This window comes from Massilia sp. 01N410 (genome assembly GCF_056399665.1).
The window spans coordinates 1-20,588 of record NZ_JBFTRV010000006.1; the positions used below are offsets into that span (position 1 = coordinate 1).

General features: G+C 66.8%; 18 protein-coding genes and 2 pseudogenes. 14 read left to right on the forward strand and 6 right to left on the reverse strand.

Annotated elements, in window-relative coordinates; genetic code table 11:
• A pseudogene (locus AC1DOP_RS09745) lies at nucleotides 1–266 on the forward strand (bifunctional UDP-4-keto-pentose/UDP-xylose synthase); the annotation flags it as partial.
• Nucleotides 267–295: 29 nt separating this feature from the next.
• Entirely contained in the window at nucleotides 296–466 is a 171-nt protein-coding gene (locus AC1DOP_RS09750; protein WP_442123702.1) for a hypothetical protein, read from the forward strand.
• On the opposite strand, the gene AC1DOP_RS09755 is transcribed toward AC1DOP_RS09750, so the two are convergent.
• Nucleotides 463–1,917 (reverse strand): aminotransferase-like domain-containing protein, encoded by a 1,455-nt coding sequence (locus tag AC1DOP_RS09755; protein ID WP_477250865.1) that lies wholly within the window; start codon nucleotides 1,915–1,917, stop codon nucleotides 463–465. The two genes, AC1DOP_RS09750 and AC1DOP_RS09755, sit on opposite strands and share 4 nt — an antisense overlap.
• A 111-nt stretch (nucleotides 1,918–2,028) precedes the next feature.
• Here AC1DOP_RS09755 and AC1DOP_RS09760 point away from each other — a divergent pair, with 111 nt between their 5' ends.
• The 4 genes from AC1DOP_RS09760 (at nucleotide 2,029) to AC1DOP_RS09775 (ending at nucleotide 6,324) form a co-directional block, all read left to right on the forward strand.
• A complete protein-coding gene (locus AC1DOP_RS09760) occupies nucleotides 2,029–2,961 on the forward strand; it encodes a DMT family transporter (RefSeq protein ID WP_442123704.1) in 933 nt (310 codons plus the stop codon).
• A 69-nt stretch (nucleotides 2,962–3,030) separates the two neighbouring features.
• Complete coding sequence (locus tag AC1DOP_RS09765) at nucleotides 3,031–3,492, forward strand: RidA family protein (protein ID WP_442123705.1); 462 nt, start codon at nucleotides 3,031–3,033, stop codon at nucleotides 3,490–3,492.
• Between the two features lie 140 nt (nucleotides 3,493–3,632).
• Complete coding sequence (locus AC1DOP_RS09770; protein ID WP_442123706.1) at nucleotides 3,633–4,826, forward strand: aminotransferase-like domain-containing protein; 1,194 nt, start codon at nucleotides 3,633–3,635, stop codon at nucleotides 4,824–4,826.
• Between the two features lie 160 nt (nucleotides 4,827–4,986).
• Complete coding sequence (locus AC1DOP_RS09775; protein ID WP_477250866.1) at nucleotides 4,987–6,324, forward strand: diguanylate cyclase; 1,338 nt, start codon at nucleotides 4,987–4,989, stop codon at nucleotides 6,322–6,324.
• A 54-nt stretch (nucleotides 6,325–6,378) separates the two neighbouring features.
• On the opposite strand, the gene AC1DOP_RS09780 is transcribed toward AC1DOP_RS09775, so the two are convergent.
• The 3 genes from AC1DOP_RS09780 to AC1DOP_RS09790 are packed head-to-tail and all read right to left on the reverse strand — an operon-like array spanning nucleotide 6,379 to nucleotide 11,107.
• On the reverse strand, nucleotides 6,379–7,944 hold the full coding sequence (locus AC1DOP_RS09780) for an FGGY-family carbohydrate kinase (protein ID WP_477250867.1): 1,566 nt from the start codon (nucleotides 7,942–7,944) through the stop codon (nucleotides 6,379–6,381).
• Entirely contained in the window at nucleotides 7,941–9,518 is a 1,578-nt protein-coding gene (locus AC1DOP_RS09785) for a glycerol-3-phosphate dehydrogenase/oxidase (RefSeq protein WP_477250868.1), read from the reverse strand. Before AC1DOP_RS09785 ends, AC1DOP_RS09780 begins: the two co-directional genes overlap by 4 nt.
• On the reverse strand, nucleotides 9,515–11,107 hold the full coding sequence (locus AC1DOP_RS09790) for an FAD-binding oxidoreductase (RefSeq protein WP_477250869.1): 1,593 nt from the start codon (nucleotides 11,105–11,107) through the stop codon (nucleotides 9,515–9,517). Before AC1DOP_RS09790 ends, AC1DOP_RS09785 begins: the two co-directional genes overlap by 4 nt.
• A gap of 92 nt (nucleotides 11,108–11,199) precedes the next feature.
• On the opposite strand from AC1DOP_RS09790, the gene AC1DOP_RS09795 reads away from it, so the two are divergent.
• Entirely contained in the window at nucleotides 11,200–12,258 is a 1,059-nt protein-coding gene (locus tag AC1DOP_RS09795; protein WP_477250870.1) for an AraC family transcriptional regulator, read from the forward strand.
• On the opposite strand, the pseudogene AC1DOP_RS09800 reads toward AC1DOP_RS09795, so the two are convergent.
• Nucleotides 12,255–12,998: pseudogene (locus tag AC1DOP_RS09800) on the reverse strand (YoaK family protein); the annotation flags it as partial. The gene AC1DOP_RS09795 and the pseudogene AC1DOP_RS09800 overlap by 4 nt on opposite strands.
• 94 nt (nucleotides 12,999–13,092) lie before the next feature.
• Here AC1DOP_RS09800 and dapC point away from each other — a divergent pair.
• From dapC to AC1DOP_RS09815, 3 genes are all read left to right on the forward strand, one after another.
• Nucleotides 13,093–14,334: a succinyldiaminopimelate transaminase gene (dapC, locus tag AC1DOP_RS09805; RefSeq protein ID WP_442123712.1), complete on the forward strand. Its 1,242-nt coding sequence runs from the start codon at nucleotides 13,093–13,095 to the stop codon at nucleotides 14,332–14,334.
• A gap of 29 nt (nucleotides 14,335–14,363) precedes the next feature.
• Complete coding sequence (gene dapD / locus AC1DOP_RS09810; RefSeq protein WP_442123713.1) at nucleotides 14,364–15,188, forward strand: 2,3,4,5-tetrahydropyridine-2,6-dicarboxylate N-succinyltransferase; 825 nt, start codon at nucleotides 14,364–14,366, stop codon at nucleotides 15,186–15,188.
• A 170-nt stretch (nucleotides 15,189–15,358) separates the two neighbouring features.
• Complete coding sequence (locus tag AC1DOP_RS09815) at nucleotides 15,359–16,507, forward strand: PilT/PilU family type 4a pilus ATPase (RefSeq protein WP_442123714.1); 1,149 nt, start codon at nucleotides 15,359–15,361, stop codon at nucleotides 16,505–16,507.
• 16 nt (nucleotides 16,508–16,523) lie between these two features.
• Here AC1DOP_RS09815 and AC1DOP_RS09820 read toward each other — a convergent pair whose 3' ends face one another.
• Nucleotides 16,524–16,865 (reverse strand): YciI family protein, encoded by a 342-nt coding sequence (locus tag AC1DOP_RS09820; protein WP_442123715.1) that lies wholly within the window; start codon nucleotides 16,863–16,865, stop codon nucleotides 16,524–16,526.
• Nucleotides 16,866–17,039: 174 nt separating this feature from the next.
• Between AC1DOP_RS09820 and AC1DOP_RS09825 the strand changes: the two genes are divergently transcribed.
• The 4 genes from AC1DOP_RS09825 to prmB all read left to right on the forward strand — a co-directional run bounded on the left by AC1DOP_RS09825 (nucleotide 17,040) and on the right by prmB (nucleotide 20,569).
• Complete coding sequence (locus AC1DOP_RS09825) at nucleotides 17,040–17,960, forward strand: DUF535 family protein (RefSeq protein ID WP_477250871.1); 921 nt, start codon at nucleotides 17,040–17,042, stop codon at nucleotides 17,958–17,960.
• Between the two features lie 180 nt (nucleotides 17,961–18,140).
• Nucleotides 18,141–18,503, forward strand: coding sequence for an ArsC family reductase (locus tag AC1DOP_RS09830; RefSeq protein WP_442123717.1), 363 nt, complete (start codon nucleotides 18,141–18,143; stop codon nucleotides 18,501–18,503).
• Nucleotides 18,500–19,651 (forward strand): succinyl-diaminopimelate desuccinylase, encoded by a 1,152-nt coding sequence (dapE, locus tag AC1DOP_RS09835; protein WP_442123718.1) that lies wholly within the window; start codon nucleotides 18,500–18,502, stop codon nucleotides 19,649–19,651. Before AC1DOP_RS09830 ends, dapE begins: the two co-directional genes overlap by 4 nt.
• A gap of 30 nt (nucleotides 19,652–19,681) precedes the next feature.
• Nucleotides 19,682–20,569 carry a 50S ribosomal protein L3 N(5)-glutamine methyltransferase gene (prmB, locus tag AC1DOP_RS09840; RefSeq protein ID WP_442123719.1) on the forward strand — a complete coding sequence of 296 codons (888 nt, stop codon included), beginning with the start codon at nucleotides 19,682–19,684 and terminating at the stop codon, nucleotides 20,567–20,569.
• Nucleotides 20,570–20,588 lie beyond the last annotated feature (19 nt).

The following is a 20,588-nucleotide window of genomic DNA, read 5'->3' on the forward strand; positions in this document are numbered from 1 at the left end:
TCCGCGACCTGGCCGGCATGATGCTCGAGCTGGCCGCCGAGTACCCGGAATACGCGGCCGGCGCGCAGAAGGTGCAGATCGTCGAGACCAGCTCGGGCGCCTACTACGGCGCCGGCTACCAGGACGTGCAGAACCGCGTGCCGAAGATCAAGAACACGATGCAGGACCTGGACTGGGCGCCGACCACCAACATGGCCGACGCCCTGCGCGGCATCTTCGATGCCTACCGCGGCCAGGTCGGCGTCGCACGCGGCCTGGTCGAGTGAACCATCCCCGGCACAGCAGTGCCGACGGGATGACCTATATCCGTCGCGACCCGGTGACTGCTCGTGTCATCTACAAGGCGCAGGTCATCCTCCGCATCCTCGGTCCGGGTGCGGCGCGCGCCTTCATGAGGACCATGAGACTGGACGCCGCCCTGATCGAGCGCGTGCTGGGGGCGCAGCAGCACGCGCTGCGGCGCTAGGATGCCGGACCGGCGGCGCCGGCAAGGAAAGCCCACAGCGGCGAATCCTCGCGCGTCGCCACGTTCAGCCGCATGCGCGTGGACGGCAGCTGGTCCGGCGAAAACAGGCTGCCCGGCGCCAGCAGCAGGCCCTGCTCCATGGCCTGTGCCGCCATTACGCTGGTATCCCTGCCGGCATCGACCCACAGGAACATCCCTGCCGAAGGCAGGCTCTCCAGCTTCAGTCCCAGCTCTTCGATGCGGCGGATGGCCTTCGGCCGCGCGCCGTCCAGGCGCGCGCGGATGCGCTCGAGGTGCTTGCGGTAGACGCCCTCCGCCAGGATCTTGTAGACCACCCGTTCGCCCAGATCGCTGGTGGTGAGGGTCGCCAGCATCTTGCGGTCGGCCAGGCGCAGCGCCAGTTCCTTCGAGGCCGCGATGAAGCCGACCCGCAAATTGGCCGCCAGCGACTTCGAGAATCCCCCCAGGTAGATCACCCGCCGCAGCTGGTCGAGCGGCGCCATGCGCGTGGCCGGCTGTGCCGACGGACCCGGGTGCAGGTCGCAATAGATGTCGTCTTCGACGATGACGAAGCCGTGTTCCTCGGCGATGCGCAGCACCTGGAAGGCCTTGGCTGCCGACAGCGAGGTCGAACTCGGATTGTGGAGCACCGAATTCACCACGAACAGGCGCGGCTTGTGCAGCGCCGCCAGTTCGGCCAGCTTCGCCACGTCGGGCCCATCTCCGAGGCGCGGGATGCCGACGACCTTCAGGCCCATGGCGGCAAAGGAGCCGAACATCAGGAACCAGGCGGGATCCTCGACGAACACGGTGTCGCCCGGCCGGCACAGCTCGCGCGCCACCAGGTCCAGGGCCTGGGTCACGCCCACCGTGGTCACGATCTGGTCCGGCGCGGCTTCGATCTCGAGTTCCGCCAGCTTGCGCTGCAGTTGCTGGCGCAGCGGCAGATAGCCCTGCGGCGCGCCATAGTTGAGCAGCATGGCGCCCGGCTGGCGGCCGATGGCGCGCAGGGCGCCGGCGATGCCGGGACCGTCCAGCCATTCGGCCGGCAGCACCCCGGCGGCGGAACTGGTCTGGCCCGGCGCCTGGCGGAACAGGTTGCGGATCAGCCAGACCACGTCCAGGGCCGGCGCCGGCGGCGCACCCGCCACCACCGCTTCCTTCAGGCCCGTGTTCAGCGGCGAACGCTCGCGCACGAAAAAGCCGGCGCCGCGGCGCGATTCCAGATAGCCCTGGGCCACCAGGCGGTCGTAGCTGGCCACCACCGTGAACGGCGAAACCCCGTGCGCGCCGGCGAACTGGCGGATCGAGGGCATGCGGGCGCCGGCGCGCAAGTGCTTGTCGTCGATGCGCGCGGCCACCGCGCGGACGATCTGGTCGGCCAGCGGCTCGCCGGAATCGCGTGAGATCCGGGCTTGAAACCCGGGGGCCTGGGAGACTGTGTTGGTCATTTCGCCATGACAGTGTGAGGGTTTATGCGGGTAACTGTATAGGTACTGTACTGCTCTTGAGGTCTAGCATAGCGCTGACCAGGTATTGACGCAATCGCCACAGGAGCCAATATGACACAGTCCACCCTCGCCTCACCTTCCTTGCAGGCGGCGCGCGACGAGCACCGCAGCGAAACCCGCGGCATGCTGCTCGGCCTGGCCGCGGTCGCCCTGTTCAGCCTGACCCTGCCCTTCACGCGCATGGCCGTGGCCGAACTCGACCCGCTGTTCGTCTCGCTGGCGCGGGCCGTCGGCGCGGCGCTGCTGGCCGGCGCCTGGCTGCGCTGGAAAGGCGCGCCGCGGCCGCCGCGCACAGCCCTCCCGGCGCTGGCCGTGGTGGCGCTGGGCTGCATCATCGGCTTTCCGCTGCTGACCTCGATTGCCATGCGCACCCTGCCGGCCTCGCACGGCGCGGTGCTGATCGGCGTGTTGCCGCTGTGCACCGCGCTGTACTCGGCGCTGCGCGGCCACGAGCGTCCTTCGGCCGGCTTCTGGGCGCTGGCCCTGATGGGTTCCGGCCTGGTGGTGGTATTCGCCCTGACCCAGGGCGGAGGCCGCCTCGAGCCGGCCGACTTGCTGATGTTCGCGGCGGTGCTGTCGGCCGCGGCCGGCTACGCGGAGGGCGGACGGCTGGCGCGCGACCTGGGCGGCCGCGAAACCATCTGCTGGGCGCTGGTGCTGGCGGCCCTGCCCAGCGCGGTGCTGCTGGCCGTGCTCGACCCCGGCCAGTTCGCGCGGCTGGGCGCGGTGGGCCTGCGCGCCTGGCTGGCGCTCGGCTACGTCACCGTGTTTTCGACCATCGTCGGCTTCTTCTTCTGGTATCGCGGGCTGGCGCTGGGCGGCGTGGCGCGGGTCGGCCAGGTGCAGCTGGTGCAGCCCTTCCTGTCGCTGGGCGGCGCCTGGCTGCTGCTGGGCGAGCCGCTGACCGCCGCCAATTGCGGCTTCGCCCTGGCGATCATCGGCGTGGTCGCAGCCGGACGCCGGATGCAGGTGCGCACGCGATGAGCCGGACGTAGCCGCGCGCAGTGGCAAGTCGTACAATACCGGCTCTTTATTACGTAATCTGGGGATTCCATGTCCGTCTACGACAAACTCAAAGAACTGAACATCACCCTCGCCTCGCCGGCCGCCCCGGCCGCGGCCTATGTCATGTATGTGCAGACCGGCAACCTGGTCTTCATCTCCGGCCACATCGCCAAGAACGCCGACGGCTCGCCGAACACCGGCCTGCTGGGCAAGGACAAGACCACGGCTGACGGCCAGGCCGCCGCGCGCTCGGTCGCCATCGACCTGATCGGCACCCTGCAGGAAGCCTGTGGTGGCGACCTGAGCCGCGTGAAGCGCATCGTCAAGGTGATGAGCCTGGTCGCCTCGACCCCGGAGTACAACGAACAGCACCTGGTCACCAACGGCTGCTCGGAACTGCTGGGCGAAATCTTCGGTGAGGCCGGCAAGCATGCCCGCTCGGCGTTCGGCGTGGCCTCGCTCCCGCGCGGCACCTGCGTCGAAATCGAGATGATCGTGGAAGTAGCGTAATCACGCAGGATGGGCACCCGTGCCCACCCTGCAAATTCCGGGGCGAGCCCACAAGGCAAGCTCCTTTTAACGAAGCCGCTCATCCAGCGTGCTTTATAATGGCCGACGCACCCCAGCCGTCCTTCTCCAGTGAGATCAGTATGAAAATCGAAAATCCCAATCCCATCCAGTGGCACTTCTCGGAACGCGCACAGCAGCTGCAAAGCTCGGCGATCCGCGAAATCCTGAAGATTACCCAGCGTCCGGAGATCATCTCCTTCGCCGGCGGCCTGCCGTCGCCCGCCACCTTCCCGGTCGAGCGCATGAAAGCCGCCTACGACAAGGTGCTGTCCGAAGCCGGCAAACAGGCCCTGCAATACGGCCCGACCGACGGCTACGCGCCGCTGCGTGAATGGATTGCGGCTTATCTGTCGACCCCGGACTGCAAGATCCTGCCCGAGCAGATCCTGATGGTGTCCGGCTCGCAGCAGGCCCTCGACCTGCTGGGCAAGGTACTGATCGACGAAGGCAGCAAGGTGCTGGTCGAGACCCCGAGCTACCTGGGCGCCCTGCAGGCGTTCTCGGTGTACCGTCCCGACTTCCACTCGGTCGAGACCGACGATCACGGCCTGGTGCCGTCCTCGCTCGAAGGCCTGGCCGAAGGCGCGCGCCTGCTGTACGCGCTGCCGAACTTCCAGAACCCGACCGGCCGTTCGCTGTCGATCGAGCGCCGCCGCGAGCTGGTCGAGACCTGCGCCCGCCTGGGCCTGCCGCTGATCGAGGACGATCCCTACGGCGCGCTGTCGTACAAGGGCGAGCCGATGCCGCGCATGCTGAACATGAACCCGGACGGCGTGATCTACATGGGCTCCTTCTCGAAGGTGCTGACCCCGGGTATCCGCCTCGGCTACGTGTGCGCCCCGCTGCCGCTGGTGCGCCGCCTCGAGCTGGCCAAGCAGGCCGCCGACCTCCACACCGCCCAGCTGACCCAGATGGTCGTGCACGAAGTGGTCAAGGACGGCTTCCTGAACGAGCACATCCCGACCATCCGCAGCCTGTACGCCAACCAGTGCCAGGTGATGCTGGACGCGATGGACGAGCACTTCCCAAACAGCGTGACCTGGACCCGTCCGGAAGGCGGCATGTTCATCTGGGTCGAGCTGCCGAAGCACATCGACGCCACCAAGCTGCTCGACCAGGCGATCGCCGCCCGCGTCGCCTTCGTGCCGGGCGCGCCGTTCTACGCCAACGATCCGGCCACCAACACCCTGCGCCTGTCCTTCGTGACCGTGCCGCCGGAGCGCATCCGTGAAGGCATCGCCGTGCTGGGCAAGCTGATCAAGGACCAGCTGTAATCTCCCCGCTTCGAGTGCGACTTTTGGTTGTCCTGGACGACCAAAAGTTGCGCCAAAGTCACAAATTTTTCTATCAAACAAGCAATACTTGCCCTCTGACAGTGCCCAACGATGTATGATTTTGAACGATCAATCATCGCGCAGCTTCACGAGGCACAGTATGCCCAACCTAGCCAGCGCGGGGCTGTCCACGCCCCGCAAGCCTGCCATTCTCATCGTCGACGACGCCGCGGACAATCTCGCCGTGCTGCGTACGATGATGCTGCGCCAGGGTTACCAGACCTTCGTCGCCACCTCGGGTGAGCGCGCCCTCGAAATCGCCCGGCGCATCCAGCCCGACCTGGTGCTGCTCGACGTCGTCATGCCCGGCCTGAGCGGCCTGGAGACCTGCCGCCGCATGAAGGCCCACCCGGCCACGGCGCGCATTCCCGTGATCTTCATGAGCGCGCGCGGCGAGACGGAAGACATCGTCGCCGGCTTCGACATCGGCGCCGCCGATTACATCCCCAAGCCGCTGCGCATGGAAGAAGTCTGCGCCCGCGTGCGCGCCCAATTGCGCCTGACCGGCGGCAGCGACGCCCAGAAGGAACAGGCGGACCGTCTGCGCATGATCGTCGACAGCATGGACCAGGGCCTCCTGATCGTCGAACGCTGCGGCCGCATCCAGTACGCGAACCCGGCCTGCGACCGCTACCTGGGCCATGCCGCCGACGAGCTGGTGGGCCGCTCGCTGGCCGAGCTGCTGGCCCAGCAGGAGAGCCATCCCGACGACTGCGCCGCGATGGAAGCGGTCGGCCACGGCACCCGCGAAGTCCTGATCCGCCACCGCGACGGCGGCCTGCGCGCGATGGACCTGACGATGACGCCGATGCACGCGGCCGACGGCCTGTTCGTCGCCCTGCTGCACGACATCACCCACCACAAGCAGTCCGAGGATGCGCTGCAGCGTGCCGCCATGCTGGACCCGCTGACCAGGATCGCCAACCGGCGCCACTTCGACAGCTTCCTGGAGCGGGAATGGCAGCGTGCGATCCGCAACGCCCAGCCGCTGTCGCTGGTGGTGCTCGACGTCGACCACTTCAAGCTGTACAACGACACCCTCGGCCACGCCGCCGGCGACGTCTGCCTGCAGAAGGTGGCCCAGGCGCTGCAGGCGCACGCCCTGCGCCCGACCGACCTGGCGGCGCGCTACGGCGGCGAGGAATTCGTGCTGCTGTTCGCCGAGACACCGCAAGAGGCCGCGGCCCGCCTGGCGGAAGCGATCCGCACCACGGTCGAAGCCCTGCAGTTGCCGAACCCGCGCTCGCCGACCTCGCCCTGGATCACGGTCTCGGTCGGCGTCGCGACCATCGTGCCGACCCAGCTCGACCAGATCGGCCAGCTGTTCGTCTGCGCCGACCGGGCCATGTATGCGGCCAAGGGGGGTGGGCGGAACCGGGTCGAGACCGCGGTGGCGGGGGCGGCCTGGGATGCGGTTCGGAATGCGGCGATGATGTAAGCACGCCACCGTCGTTCCCGCGAAAGCGGGAATGACGTTCATGGGCCAACGACGTCAGCGGACCTGCGGATACCCCGTAATCTCCGCAATATCCCGATAAAGCGGCTGCAACTGCTTATACATCCGCTTGTACACCTGCCGGTACAGCCGGTCATAAATCGACCGGTGCTCCGCCACCGGCTCGAACACCCGCCCCACCCTGGTCATGGCCGCCACCGCCGCATCGAAATCGCGGTGCAGGCCCAGTCCCACCGCCGCATCGATGGCCGCGCCCAGGCCCGAGGTCTCGTAGACGTGGGGGCGCGCGGTCGGCAGGCCGAAGATGTCGGCGGTGAGCTGCATCGCGCAGTCGCTCTGGGAGCCGCCGCCGGACACCCTCAACTCGGTGATCGCCACGCCGCTGCGCTTCTCGATCCTCTCCTTCCCTTCGCGCAGCGCATAGGCCAGCCCCTCCAGGATGGCGCGGTAGACGTGGGCGCGGGTATGGACGTCGCCGAAGCCGATGATGCCGCCCTTGGCCTCGCGGCCCGGCACGCGGATACCGGGCGTCCAGTAGGGCTGCAGCATCAGGCCCATCGAGCCGGGAGGCACGGTGCTGGCCATGCGGTCGAACAGCTGTTCGGGCGCGACGTCTTCCGCCAGCGCGCGCAGCTGTTCGTGGTGGCCGAACTGCTCCTTGAACCAGTTGACCATCCAGTAGCCGCGGAAGACCTGCACCTCGTTGCTGTAGGCGCCGGGCAGCGCCGCCGGGTAAGGCGGAATGAAGGGCGTGACCTCGGTATAGCGCGTGCTGGTGGTGTTGATGGTGGCCGTGGTGCCGTAGCTCAGGCAGCCCACGTGGGGCTCGCGGCAGCCGGCGCCGATCACCTCGCAGGCCTTGTCGGCGGCGGCGGCCAGCAGCGGCAGGCCTTCCGGGATGCCGGTGGCCTGCGATGCGTCGGAAGTCACCGTGCCCAGGCGCTCGCCGGGCTCGACCAGCTCGGGCAGCATGTGGGGCTCGACCGCCAGCGCCTGCCACTTCCAGTCGTGGCGGGCGGCCCAGCGGCGGCGCTTGTAGTCGAATGGCAGATAGGCCACCTGCGAACCGCTGGAGTCGGCGAAGCGCCCGCACAGCCGCCAGTTCAGGTAGCCGGACAGCAGCAGGAACTTGTCGGTGGCCGCCCAGATGTCCGGCTGGTGGGCCTTGATCCAGTTGATCTCGGCCTCGCCGCGGAAGTAATCGATGGTGCCGTCCACGCGCGCCAGCTTGAACGCCGCCTGCCACCACCAGGCGATGCCGGGCCAGGTGTCCGTGCGGCGCTGGTCGAGCCAGGTAATGGCCGGCCGCAGCGGCTTGCCGTCCTTGCCGAGATTGACCACGGTGCCGCGCTGGGTGGTCACGGCCACGCCCTGCACCGCGGCCTTGTCGACGCCGGGCTGGCCCCACAGGCCATGGCAGGCCTTGCACAGCGCTTGCCAGTAATCCTCGGGATCGTGTTCGGCCCAGCCGGGCTGCTCGGAAAAATATGCATCCAGCATAATTTGCGACTTCGCCACGATATTCCCGTTCAGGTCGAACAGCAGCGCGCGCACGCTCTGGGTGCCGTTGTCGATGGCGAGGATGGTCGGCTGGGTCGTCATTGCGCTGTCTCCTGCGGCAGCCCGTAGTGGGAGTTCCACAGGGCAGCATAGTTTCGTTCTTCTTCTTGCCAACGCGCGTCGCTCCAGCCCAGCTCCGGCCGGCAGATCGCGCGGACGCGCGGCATCAGCGCGGCGCCGCCCTGCTTCAGCTGCAGGCCCAGGCGGGTGCGGCGCAGCAGCAGGTCGTCGAGGTGCTGCACGGCTTCCGCGCGCGCGGCCCAGCGCAGCTCCGCCCACAAGGTCTCGGTGCCGGGAATGAGCTCGAATTCGTCCGCGCCGGCGGCGACCAATAATGCGCCGGTGGCGGCGCCGTACCGGCCTTTCAAACGGCGAAGCCGGGCGCCGCACAGCCGCTCGTGGCAAGCCTCGGGCGGCGGCGCGAACACCCGGCAGGGCTGCAGCTGGTCGCGCCAATCCGGCAACTGGGCGCGCACGCTCGCAAGCGCGTCGAGGGCGATGGCGCGGAAGGTGGTCAGCTTGCCGCCGGCCACCGCCACCAGCCCGTCCTCGCTCCAGACGCTGTGCTCGCGCCCTTCGCGCGAGGCCTCGGCGTGGCCGCCCGCGATGACCGGACGAACCCCGGCAAAGGTCGACAGCATATCGCCTTCGCCGATGCCGAGCTGGGGAAACTGGGCCTGCACGGCCGCCAGCAGGTAATCGAGTTCGGCCCGCGTGATGCGCGCCTCGGCATCCAGCGGCTGGGCGTGATCGAGGTCGGTGGTGCCGACCAATGTGACGCCCTCCCAGGGATAGGCGAACACCGGGCGGCCATCGTGCGGGTGCATCAGGCTCACGGCCTGGGACAGCGGCAGGCGCCAGGCCGGCAAAATCAGATGGCTGCCGCGCAGCGGACGCAGGCGCGGTCCCTTGCCGTGCAGGGCGCCGGACCAGGCGCCGGTGGCATCCACGACCACGCGGGCGCGGACTTCATGGCCGGCATTTCCGATCCCGTCATGCAGCAACGCGCCGGCCACCCGCCCCTGGTCGCGGATCAGCGCGCGTGCGGCCACGTAGTTCAGCGCCGAGGCGCCATGATCCATCGCCTCGCCCAGCACGCGCAGCACGAGGCGCGCGTCGTCGGTCTTGGCGTCGGTGTAGACGATGCCGCCGGCCAGGCCTTTACGTTCGACATTCGGCGCCCGTTCGAGAAATTCCTCGGCGGCGAGCCAATGCCGCTCGCGCCTTCCGGCCAGCAGGTCGTAGATGGCCAGGCCGGCCAGGAAGCTGCGGCGGCCGCGCTGGCCCTCGTAATGGGCGAAGGCGAAGCCCTGCGGCTCGACCAGCCCGGGCGCGTCGCGCAGCAGGCTTTCGCGTTCGCGTACCGATTCGCGCGTCAGGTGCAGGTGACCATCCTTCAGGTAGCGCAGGCCGCCGTGCACCAGCTTCGACGAACGGCTCGAGGTGCCCCAGGCGAAGTCGCGCTGCTCGACCAGCATGGCGCGCAAGCCCCGGCGCGCGGCTTCCAGCAGGATGCCGGCGCCGGTGATGCCGCCGCCGATCACCAGCAGGTCCCACTCCTGCGCCATCAGGCCGGGCAAGGCGGCGCGGCCGTCCCTCCTCCATAGCGCCGTCATGGGCTCACCAGTTTGCCGGGATTCATGCAGCCGCCCGGATCGAACTGGAGGAACACGGTGCGCAGCGCCTCCATGCCGAGCCGGCCCTTCTCCGCCTGCAGCCAGGGCGCGTGGTCGCTGCCGACGCCATGCTGGTGGCTGATGGTGCCGCCACTGGCGACGATCGCTTCCGACACCGCGGTCTTGAGGCGGCGCCAGCGCGCCAGGTCGGCGTCGTAATCGCCGGCCAGGCGCCAGATGAAGGTCGTGTACACGCTGGCGCCCTGCGGATACAGGTGGGACAGGTGGGTGTAGGCATGCACCTGCTCGCCATCCGCGGCCAGGGCATCGGCGGCGGCCCGCTCGACCGCGCGCATGCCCGGCGTCACGCGCGGCCAGTCGAGGGCCGTCTCGACGGTATCGATCGCATACCCGCGTTCCCAGGCCGCGTTGCGCAGGTAGACGTTGCGGAAGCGGTTCTTCTTCCAGCGCTCGCCCAGGCCGCGGCCCGCGTGCACGCCCTGGAACCGGCGCGCGAGCGTCAAGGCCGCCGCCAGGGCCGCGCGCGCCTGCTTGCGAGCGCCGCTGGCGCCGACCAGCAGCATGCACTTGCCTTCGCCCGCGCCACGCAGCCGCAGCAGTGTCTCCAGCAGGGCCACCTGCCGGGGATGCCCGGCCAGGGTCAGCATGGTCGCCGTCTCCACCGGATTGGACAGGCGCAGCATCGACAGCCCGAGCCGCGCCTGCACGATCGCGCGCACCGCCGTCTCGGCGCGCTCCCAGTCCGGCAGGAACACGGCGTGGAAGGCTTCGAATTCCGGCACGGGACTGATGCGCACCGTGGCATCAAGGAGGATGCCGAGCCGTCCTTCGGAACCCAGCACCAGCTCGCGCAGGTCGGGGCCGGCGGCGGACGCCGGGAAGGTCGGCAGCTCGAGCCTGCCCTGCGGCGTCTCCATGCGGCCGCCGGCGAACAGCTGCTCGATGCGGCCGTAGCGCAGCGACTGCTGGCCGGAGGAACGCGTGACGATCCAGCCGCCCAGGGTCGAGTATTCGAAAGATTGCGGAAAGTGGCCGAGGGTATAGCCCTGGGCGCGCAGCTGGGCTTCGAGGTCAGGACCGGCGACGCCGGCGCCGAAGGTGGCCAGCAGGGATTCGCGATCGAGGCAGGTGAGCGCGCGCAGGCGTCCCATGTCGACCGACAGCGTCGGCCTGTCCCGCGCCGCATCCAGATGGCCGCAGACACTGGTGCCGCCGCCGTAGGGCACCACGGCCGCGCCGGCGTCGACGGCGAAGCGGATCAGGTCGCGCACCTCGTCCGCGCTTTCCGGAAAGGCCACGCCGTCCGGCGCCGCCTCGATCCGGCCGTAGCGCAGGCGCAGCCAGTCGGGCAGGCTCTGGCCCAGCGCATGGGTCAGGCGCACGGCCGGCGTGGTGTCGACCAGCGGATGCGGCGGCAGGCGCGAAGGCGCGAGCTGCGCGCACACGGCCTCGAAGGCGGCGTCACGCGGCACGCTGCCCGGTCCCAGCTTCTGTTCGAGGAAACGCAGCGCGCCCTCGCCGATCGGCACCTCGATCGTATCGTCTCCCCAGCCGTTCCATCGCCTCATGGTTCTCCCATTGCATAGTTTTATATTTTGCAAGAAGATAAGCCATTCGCCTCCCCACGTATTGCGGATTCATGCCAAGCGCTTGTTCGAACATGCCACCGGCCAAAGGCCCCCTGCTTGCCCGGGTCACCGGCTCCTACCTGCAGCCGCTGCTCGAGACCGCGGCCGCGTGCGGCGTCGATGCGCCTGCGCTGGCCCGGGCGGCCGGGCTGCATGAGGGCGCGCTCGGCCCGCTGCCGGAATCGCTGGCGGCAAGCGACTACATCGACCTGCTCGCGGCCGGCGCCGACCTGACGCGGGATCCGCACTTCGGCCTGCACGTGGGCGAACGGGTGCGTCTTGGCACCTACAGCGTCTACGGCCTGATCCTGCTGGCCTGCGCCGACTTCGCCCAGGCCCTCGAACAGACCCAGCGCTACGAGCAACTGGCCCACGACCTCGGACGCTCGCGGCTCGAAGTCGACGCCGCCACCGGACTGGCGCGCTACACCTGGATCAGCCACTTTCCCGGCGCCAACCGCCATCTGGCCGAAAGCGTGTTCGCCGGCATCCGCACCTTCGGCTCCTGGCTCGCCGGCCGGCCGCTGGCGCCGGTGCGGCTGGCCTTTGCGCATGCGAGCGATGCCGATCCGGCCGAGTACGCGCGGGTGCTGGGGATGGCGCCGGCGTTCGGCGCCGAGGCCCACCTCGCCTGCTTCGACGCCGCCCTGCTGGCGATGCCGGTGCCGAACGCTGACGCCGGCATGTATCCGGTGCTGCAGCAGCATGCCGAGCGGCTGCTGAAGGAGCGGAACAATGCGCGCGAGGAGGAGCGCGGGCGCCACGGCATCGTCGCCCAGGTGCGCGCCTGCGTGATCCGCAACCTGGCGAACGACCGCGTGCGCCTGGCAAGCATCGCCGATGAACTGGGCCTGTCGCAGCGCACCCTGCAGCGCAAGCTTTCCGAGGCCGGCGCCAGCTTCCAGCAGGTGCTCGACAGCGCCCGCCATGCGCTGGCCCAGGACTACCTGCGCCAGCGCGGCCTGTCGCTGGCCGACATCGCCTTCCTGCTCGGCTACCAGGAGCAGAGCGCGTTCACGCACGCCTTCCGCGAGTGGTCGGGGATGAATCCCGGGGCCTGGCGCGAGCGGGCGCTGGCGGGTCAGGTCTGACGCGGCGCCAGGCGGCGCAGGTCATCTACCGCAGGCACGATCGCCAGAAGGCACAGCACGCAGGCCAGCGGCAAGGTCGCCAGATAACCGGCATGCTTGAAGCCGAGCGCCCCCACCAGTCCCCCGCTGAAGAAACCCAGCAGCAGCGACAGCAGCAGGCGCAGGCGCGCATGGTTGGCCGCCACCCTGGGCTGCGCCGGGTCGCGGTTCCAGTACAACATGCGGCCCAGTTCGATGCCGATGTCGGTGACGATGCCGGTCATGTGGGTGGTGCGGATCTCGGCGTGCGAGATCTTGGTGATCAGCGCATTCTGCAGGCCCATCATGAAGCACAGCAGCATCACCGTGGCCGGCACGAACAGGGCGTCGACCCCGGCCAGGCGCGCGCCCAGCACGCCGAAGGCCAGCAGCAGCATCGCTTCGAACAGCAGCGGCAGCGCATACTCGCTGGCCAGGCGACGGCGCCGCCCGTAATTGACGGCGAGCGCGGTGCAGGCTGCCCCCGCCAGAAAAGACAGTACGGCGCCGAGTGCATCCAGCGCCAGGTCCCAGGCGCCGAGGGCCAGGTTGTCGGCCGCGGAGGAGATCGCCCCCGTCAGGTGCGAGGTGTACTGGTGAACGGCAAGGAAACCACCGGCATTGATGGCGCCGGCGACGAAGGCGAGCGCCACCCCGAGGTGGCGGTTGGCGCGCGGGCTGCGCGCATTGCCGAGAAGGCTGCGGGCGTAGTGGATTGGCACGTCGGTAATATTACCGCATTCCAAGCGAAAGCAGCATCAGGCCGGCCTCGCTATAATTGACCTTCTCGCATCGATCACCCGTCCTGGTATAGCCGTGAACCCACATCTCGAAAGACTGCACCCCTATCCCTTCGAAAAGCTGCGCCAGCTGTTCGCCGGCGTCACGCCGAATCCCGAGTACGTTCCCATCAGCCTCGGCATCGGCGAACCCAAACACCCGACCCCGGCCTTCATCCAGAAAGCCCTGACGCAGAGCATGACCGGGCTGGCGAACTATCCGAGCACGCACGGCGGCGATCCGTTGCGCACGTCGATCGCCGGCTGGCTGGAACGCCGCTACGGGGTGCCGGCGCTGGATCCGAACACGATGGTGCTGCCGGTGAACGGCTCGCGCGAGGCGTTGTTCGCGATCGCCCAGTGCGTGATCGATCCGCGCGCGGGATCGAATAACGGCGCGAACGGCAGCGCCCTGGTGATGTGCCCGAACCCCTTCTACCAGATCTACGAAGGCGCGGCCTACCTGGCCGGCGCCGAACCGTATTTCGTGAATTCGGTCCCGGCGCGCAACTTTGCCCCCGACTACGACAGCGTGCCCGACGAGGTCTGGGCCCGCGTGCAGCTGCTCTACCTGTGTTCCCCGGGCAACCCGACTGGCGCCGTGCTGACCCTGGACGACTGGCGCGAGCTGTTCGAACTGTCCGACCGCCACGGCTTCGTCATCGCGGCCGACGAGTGCTATTCCGAGATCTGGTTCGGCTCGACCCCGCCGCTGGGCGCGCTGGAGGCGGCCCACCAGCTCGGCCGCAGCGCCGGCCAGCGCCCCTACGCCAACCTGGTCGTGTTCTCGAGCCTGTCGAAGCGCTCCAACGTGCCGGGCATGCGCTCCGGCTTCGTGGCCGGCGATCCGGACGTGCTGAAGAAATTCCTGCTCTACCGGACCTACAGCGGCGGCGCGATGTCGCCGCCGGTGCAGGCGGCGTCCTGCGTGGCCTGGAACGACGAGGCCCACGTGCAGGAAAACCGCAACCTGTACAAGGAAAAGTTCAGCCTCATCACCCCGCTGCTCAAGCAGGTGATGGACGTCGAACTGCCCGACGCCGGCTTCTACCTGTGGGCCGACGTGCGCGCCAGCGGCCTGTCGGACACCGAGTTCGCACGCGGCCTGTACGCCGAATATAATGTGACGGTTTTACCCGGCTCCTACCTGGCGCGCGACGCGCACGGCAGCAATCCGGGACGCAACCGCATCCGCATGGCGCTCGTCGCCGGCGTGGACGAAGGACTGGAAGCCGCCAACCGCATCGTCCAGTTCTGCAACGATTTGAAGTCCTCCTGAAAACAGATCCGTAACCTGATAGATCCATCATGACCCAACAACTCCAGACCATCATCGACACCGCGTGGGAACAGCGCGCCGAAATCAGCCCGTCCAACGCCAGCGCCGAAGTGCGCGACGCAGTTGCGCACGTCCTTGCCGGCCTTGACGACGGCAGCCTGCGCGTCGCCCAGAAAGACAGCGGCAGCTGGGTCGTGAACCAGTGGATCAAGAAGGCCGTCCTGCTGTCGTTCCGCCTCGAGAACAACGTGCCCGTCGAAGGCGGCGGCCTGCAGTTCTACGACAAGGTGCCGACCAAGTTCGCCGACTACACCGCCGACGACTTCGCCAAAGGCGGCTTCCGCGTGGTGCCGCCGGCCGTGGCCCGCCGCGGCTCCTTCATCGGCAAGAACGTGGTGCTGATGCCGTCCTACGTGAACATCGGCGCCTACGTCGACGAAGGCACCATGGTCGATACCTGGGCCACCGTCGGCTCCTGCGCCCAGATCGGCAAGAACGTCCACCTGTCCGGCGGCGTCGGCATTGGCGGCGTGCTGGAACCGATGCAGGCCAACCCGACCATCATCGAAGACAACTGCTTCATCGGCGCCCGTTCGGAAATCGTCGAAGGCGTGATCGTCGAAGAAAACTCGGTGATCTCGATGGGCGTGTACATCGGCCAGTCGACCAAGATCTACAACCGCGAAACCGGCGAAATCAGCTACGGCCGCGTGCCGTCGGGTTCGGTGGTCGTGTCGGGTTCGCTGCCATCAAGCGATGGCAAGTACAGCCTGTACTGCGCCGTGATCGTCAAGCGCGTGGATGCGCAGACGCGTGCCAAGACTGGTATCAACGAGCTGCTGCGTGGCGTGTAATCCGCAACGCTGAATACGCCATTCCCGCGGAAGCGGGGCGTCGGGTCGGGCAATGCCCGGCACGACGGTGGCGTATTTCCCCACAGCGGGCTCTTCCGCCCACCGCAATCCTTCCACAACGGTTAGAATCCCCAAAACGCAAAAATTACCGCGAAGCAAGGGAGAGAGCCATGATGATGGAACGCCTGTTCCAGTTGATGAAGGAAAAGAACGCGTCGGACATGTTCTTCGCGGTCAATTCTCCCGTCCACATCAAGATCAACGGGAACCTCATCCCGATCAACCAGAACAAGCTGGAACCCGAAAACATCCAGGTCCTGCTGTCGGAAATCGCCTCGCCCGAACAGATGGCCGAGCTGGAGCGCGAGAACGAGCTGAACATGGGTATTTCGGTGCCCAATCTGGGCCGCTTCCGCCTGTCGGCATTCCGCCAGCGTGGCTCGATCTCGGCCGTGTTCCGCTTCGTGCCGGCGAGTATTCCGCCGCTGGCCGAGCTGGGCCTGCCGCCGGTGCTGTCCGAACTGATCATGGAAAAGCGCGGCCTGCTGCTGATCGTCGGTGCCACCGGCTCCGGCAAGTCGACCACGATCGCCTCGATGCTCGACCACCGCAACGAACAGCGCTCGGGCCATATCCTGACCCTGGAAGATCCGATCGAGTACCTGTTCAAGAACAAGAAATCGATCGTCAACCAGCGCGAGATCGGCAGCGACGCCGCCAGCTTCGACGTTGCCCTGCGCAACTCGATGCGCCAGGCGCCGGACTGCATCCTGATCGGCGAGATCCGCGACAAGGACACCATGGCCGCCGCCCTCGCCTACGCGCAATCCGGCCACCTGGTGCTTGCGACCCTGCACGCCAACAACAGCTACAACGCGCTGAACCGCATCATCAGCTTCTACCCGATCGAGAACCGCCCCGCCCTGCTGCAGGATTTGTCGTCGGCGGTGAAGGCCATCGTCTCGCAGCGCCTGGTGCGCTCGAAGGCCGGCGGCGCGCGCCAGGCGGCGGTCGAGATCATGGTTAATACCCGCTACGTCGCCGACCTGATCGAAAAGGGCGAAATCGGCCAGATCAAGGAAGCCATGGACAAGAGCCTGTCGCCGGGTTCGCAATCCTTCGAGAAGGCGCTGCTGGAACTGGTGCAGGCCGAGCTGATCACCCAGGAAGAAGCGCTGGCGAATGCGGATTCGGCCACCAATCTGCTGTGGCTCATCAATAATGGGCCGGACAGCCAGGGGGCCAAGGCGGAGGAGCAAGCCAAGCCGGCCGAGGAATCGGCAGGTCCCTCGTTCACGGAATTTACGCTCGACAACTAGCAGGCGCCGCTCGAGCTCAACTCTCAGGATCGTAGTAGAACTCGCGCAGCTCTTGTGCGCAGCGGCAGGCCGCAGCGATCCTGGCCGCCCATTCAAGGGCTACTGCCCGGGACGGCAGCTCGAGCACGCAAAAGCCGCCATCGAACTCTCTGGTCTGGCGGTAGGTCTCGCTTGTACAGCGCCCGTCCGCCGCAACGACGACCGGCGCGACCTCGGCGTTGATTCCTCCGCCAAACACGTAGACCCCGGCAGCCTTTGCCTCGCGGATGACCGCATGCGCCGCATCGCTAACGGCGGGCATGTCTTCGGCAGGAACATCCATTGCACTCGCAGGAAAGGAGATAAGAAACTTTGTCATGATTCGATGCTCAGTTGTGACAACGAAATGGATGAGCCATCGTCTGGGACATCATTACCGTTTATCCATCATAGGCCATGTGTGGCCGACCGCACGTAGCCATAAATACGCTCTTGCATAGATTAAGCATTGTTGGCCGAGTCAACATTCTCAAGCCTTTAATGCAAGGATCACATGGTTCTCACCCACCTGGCCAGACACTGGTACGCCAGAAGGAATTTTCCGTTTATTTCATGGGTCGCATGTATTGGACGCAGCCTGCGTGTAGTTCTGTTCTATCGCTTTCATCGACGATTGCTCGCCTTGGAAATCTATCGCAATTATGTCAGCGCGGCCCATGACGATGTATTCCATCATCTCAGCCATCGGAACTATCTCATCCGTGGTTTGACGCTCCGACAACGTGTTCAATGCGTCGCTACCCATTACCACTTTGACGAGGCGACATTCGACCGAGCCTTCAAGCGCGCCGTTTACGCCGATGGCGGCTTGGTGCTGTGGGAGCGTAATCTCGATGGCATTGCGGTTTCAATCAAACTCGAGATGGCGGCACGCTTGTGTGCCGAAGGTGACCTGACCATTTGTGCGTATGTCGACAAGCTTGCCCTGCACTGCCTGTCGTTCAGCTGGACTGAAGGCAGTTTCGTTGGTATCGATGCGCCAGTCGTACCGTTCGTCGTGCGCAATCAGGGACACCGGGCCGACGCTGCGGCCGCGCTCAAAAATTTCGAACGAGCATATCCAAACAACTCACCAAGCTTTTTCTGCATCGCGGCTCTGCAAGGGCTTGCCCTGGCGCTGGGAATGAATCAGGTAGTGGCGGTGAGGTCAACATGGCAATGTTCCTACACCGCCGCCGACGATAAGCATTTTGCCAACGCCTATGACGGACTGTGGCAAACTTTGGGCGGCGCACCGATGGGTGACAGAATCTTCTGCATCGCCTTGCCGTTTTATGTGAAGCCGCTATCGGAGATGGCTGCCAAGCATCGTAAACGCGCAAGAACGCGACGCGAGCATTGGGCGTCGATTTCAGAATCGGCGTACTCGACCTTGCGTGCCCATCTGGTGCAGAAGCGATCCGAACAAGGCTGAGTTGGGATGGCGTTCAGTGCACGGACAGGAATGTCGCTTGTCGGCTAAGGGCAAGCGGATCAGCTTGCAAAACCGACGCAGCCAGCCAGTCCGGCGACAGGCCCGGAATGCACTTGCTAAACTATCCTCAGTAGGTAGCGGGCTGTGCTATCCTTCGCGCCTTTCCTCAGTACCAATGCCATGAAAAAAACTCTCTACGGTATTCCGAACTGCGACACCGTCAAGAAAGCGCGCACCTGGCTGGCCGACCATGGCCAGGACGTCGAATTCCACGATTTCAAGAAGCAGGGCCTGTCCCGGGAAACCGTGGCCGCCTGGCTTGAACAAAGCGGCTGGGAAACCCTGGTCAACCGTAAGGGCACGACCTGGCGCAAGCTGTCCGACGAGCGCCGCGCACAAGTCGTCGACAAGGCCAGCGCACTGGAGTTGATGCTGGAGAATCCCTCGGTCGTCAAGCGCCCGGTCCTGGCCGGCGCCGGTCCGCTGCTGGTCGGTTTCTCCGCCGACCAGTACGAGCGGACTTTCGGAGACTGGCCGGCATGAAGACTTCGCGCACCCTGCAGCTGACCGAGGAGCTGATCGCCCTCGATTCGATCACCCCGCAGGACAAGGGCTGCCAGCAGCGCCTGAAGGAACTGCTGGCGCCGCTCGGCTTCGCCTGCGAGACCATCGAGTCGAACGGCGTCACCAACCTGTGGGCGCGCAGGGGTACGGCGTCGCCGGTGTTCGTGTTCGCCGGACATACCGACGTCGTGCCGTCCGGTCCGACCGAGCAATGGCAATCCCAGCCCTTCACGCCGACCCGCCGCGACGGCAAGCTGTACGGCCGCGGCGCATCGGACATGAAGACCTCGATCGCCGCGATGGTGGTGGCAAGCGAGGAATTCGTCGAGGCGCATCCCGGCCATGCCGGCTCGATCGCCTTCCTGATCACCAGCGACGAGGAAGGCCCGGCCGTGGATGGCACCGTGGTCGTCTGCGAGCTGCTGGAAGAGCGCGGCGAGACCCTCGATTACTGCCTGGTCGGCGAGCCGACCTCCAGCCACGTCCTCGGCGACATGATCAAGAACGGCCGCCGCGGCTCGCTGTCGGGCTGCCTGGTGGTCAAGGGCGTTCAGGGCCACATCGCCTATCCCCACCTGGCGCGCAATCCGATCCACCTGGCGGCGCCGGCCCTGGCCGAGCTCGCGGCGGAAAAGTGGGACGACGGTAACGAATACTTCCCGCCGACCAGCTGGCAGGTCTCGAACATCCACGCCGGCACCGGCGCCAACAACGTCATCCCGGGAACGCTTACGGTCGACTTCAACTTCCGCTTCTCGACCGCCAGCACGGCGGACGGACTGGAAGCGCGTGTGCACGCCATCCTCGACCGCCACGGCCTGGATTACGACCTGAAGTGGACCCTGTCCGGCGAGCCCTTCCTGACGCCGAAGGGCACGCTGTCCGATGCGATCTGCGGCGCCATCAAGCATGAGCTGGGCGTGAGCACCGAACTGTCGACCACCGGCGGGACCTCCGACGGGCGCTTCATCGCCCGCATCTGCCCCCAGGTGATAGAATTCGGGCCACCGAACGCCAGCATCCACAAGATCGACGAGCACATCGAACTGCGCTACGTCGATCCGCTCAAGAACATCTATCGCCGCACGCTGGAAGCGCTGCTGGCGCCCTCGCCGTCCGCGGCGTAACCGACTCTCTGCGAGATCATCGACATGGCCATGACCACGCCCAATTTCTGCACGCCGCGCGACCTGCTGCGTTACGCAGTCACCCGCTTCAACACCGCCAAGCTGTTCTTCGGCCATGGCAGCGCCGAGGCCCTCGACGAAGCCGCCTACCTGATCCTGCACACCCTGAAGCTCCCGCTGGACAAGCTCGATCCCTTCCTCGACGCGCGCCTGCTGCCGGAAGAAGTGCTGCAGGTGCTGGCCGTGATCGAGCGCCGCGTCAGCGAGCGCGTGCCGGCCGCCTACATCACCAACGAGGCCTGGCTGGGCAGCTATAACTTCTACGTCGACGAGCGCGTGCTGGTGCCGCGTTCCTTCATCGCCGAACTGATCCCGAACCAGTTCAGCCCCTGGGTGCAGGATCCGGACAGCATCGAGAACGTGCTCGAACTGTGCACCGGCTCCGGCTGCCTGGCGATCATGCTGGCCGACGCCTTCCCGAACGCCCTGGTCGACGCGGTCGACATCTCGAAGGACGCGCTGGCGGTGGCCGAGCGTAACATCCGCGACTATAAACTGATTGGCCGCGTGAACCCGATCGAGTCCGACCTGTACGAGAACGTGCCGTTCAAGAAGTACGACCTGATCATCACCAACCCGCCCTACGTGAACAGCGATTCGATGGGCAAGCTGCCGCCGGAATACCTGCGCGAGCCGCAGATCGCGCTGGCGGGCGGCGAGGACGGTATGGACCTGGTGCGCAAGATCGTCGACGGCGCCGCCGAACGCCTGACGCCGGAAGGCGTGCTGGTGGTCGAGATCGGCAACGAGCGAGAATATGCGGAAGCGGCCTTCGGCCATCTGGGTCTGACCTGGCTGACCACCAGCCAGGGGGATGATGCGGTGTTCCTGCTGACCGCCGAGCAGCTGGCACAATAATTTCGACCCTGTACGCTAG

Excerpts from the sequence above, each read along its gene's own strand:
- AC1DOP_RS09750 (WP_442123702.1), top strand. The coding sequence starts at position 296 with ATGACCTATATCCGTCGCGACCCGGTGACTGCTCGTGTCATCTACAAG.
- AC1DOP_RS09755 (WP_477250865.1), bottom strand. The coding sequence starts at position 1,917 with ATGACCAACACAGTCTCCCAGGCCCCCGGGTTTCAAGCCCGGATCTCA.
- AC1DOP_RS09760 (WP_442123704.1), top strand. The coding sequence starts at position 2,029 with ATGACACAGTCCACCCTCGCCTCACCTTCCTTGCAGGCGGCGCGCGAC.
- AC1DOP_RS09765 (WP_442123705.1), top strand. The coding sequence starts at position 3,031 with ATGTCCGTCTACGACAAACTCAAAGAACTGAACATCACCCTCGCCTCG.
- AC1DOP_RS09770 (WP_442123706.1), top strand. The coding sequence starts at position 3,633 with ATGAAAATCGAAAATCCCAATCCCATCCAGTGGCACTTCTCGGAACGC.
- AC1DOP_RS09775 (WP_477250866.1), top strand. The coding sequence starts at position 4,987 with ATGCCCAACCTAGCCAGCGCGGGGCTGTCCACGCCCCGCAAGCCTGCC.
- AC1DOP_RS09780 (WP_477250867.1), bottom strand. The coding sequence starts at position 7,944 with ATGACGACCCAGCCGACCATCCTCGCCATCGACAACGGCACCCAGAGC.
- AC1DOP_RS09785 (WP_477250868.1), bottom strand. The coding sequence starts at position 9,518 with ATGACGGCGCTATGGAGGAGGGACGGCCGCGCCGCCTTGCCCGGCCTG.
- AC1DOP_RS09790 (WP_477250869.1), bottom strand. The coding sequence starts at position 11,107 with ATGAGGCGATGGAACGGCTGGGGAGACGATACGATCGAGGTGCCGATC.
- AC1DOP_RS09795 (WP_477250870.1), top strand. The coding sequence starts at position 11,200 with ATGCCACCGGCCAAAGGCCCCCTGCTTGCCCGGGTCACCGGCTCCTAC.
- dapD (WP_442123713.1), top strand. The coding sequence starts at position 14,364 with ATGACCCAACAACTCCAGACCATCATCGACACCGCGTGGGAACAGCGC.
- AC1DOP_RS09815 (WP_442123714.1), top strand. The coding sequence starts at position 15,359 with ATGATGATGGAACGCCTGTTCCAGTTGATGAAGGAAAAGAACGCGTCG.
- AC1DOP_RS09820 (WP_442123715.1), bottom strand. The coding sequence starts at position 16,865 with ATGACAAAGTTTCTTATCTCCTTTCCTGCGAGTGCAATGGATGTTCCT.
- AC1DOP_RS09825 (WP_477250871.1), top strand. The coding sequence starts at position 17,040 with ATGGTTCTCACCCACCTGGCCAGACACTGGTACGCCAGAAGGAATTTT.
- AC1DOP_RS09830 (WP_442123717.1), top strand. The coding sequence starts at position 18,141 with ATGAAAAAAACTCTCTACGGTATTCCGAACTGCGACACCGTCAAGAAA.
- dapE (WP_442123718.1), top strand. The coding sequence starts at position 18,500 with ATGAAGACTTCGCGCACCCTGCAGCTGACCGAGGAGCTGATCGCCCTC.
- prmB (WP_442123719.1), top strand. The coding sequence starts at position 19,682 with ATGACCACGCCCAATTTCTGCACGCCGCGCGACCTGCTGCGTTACGCA.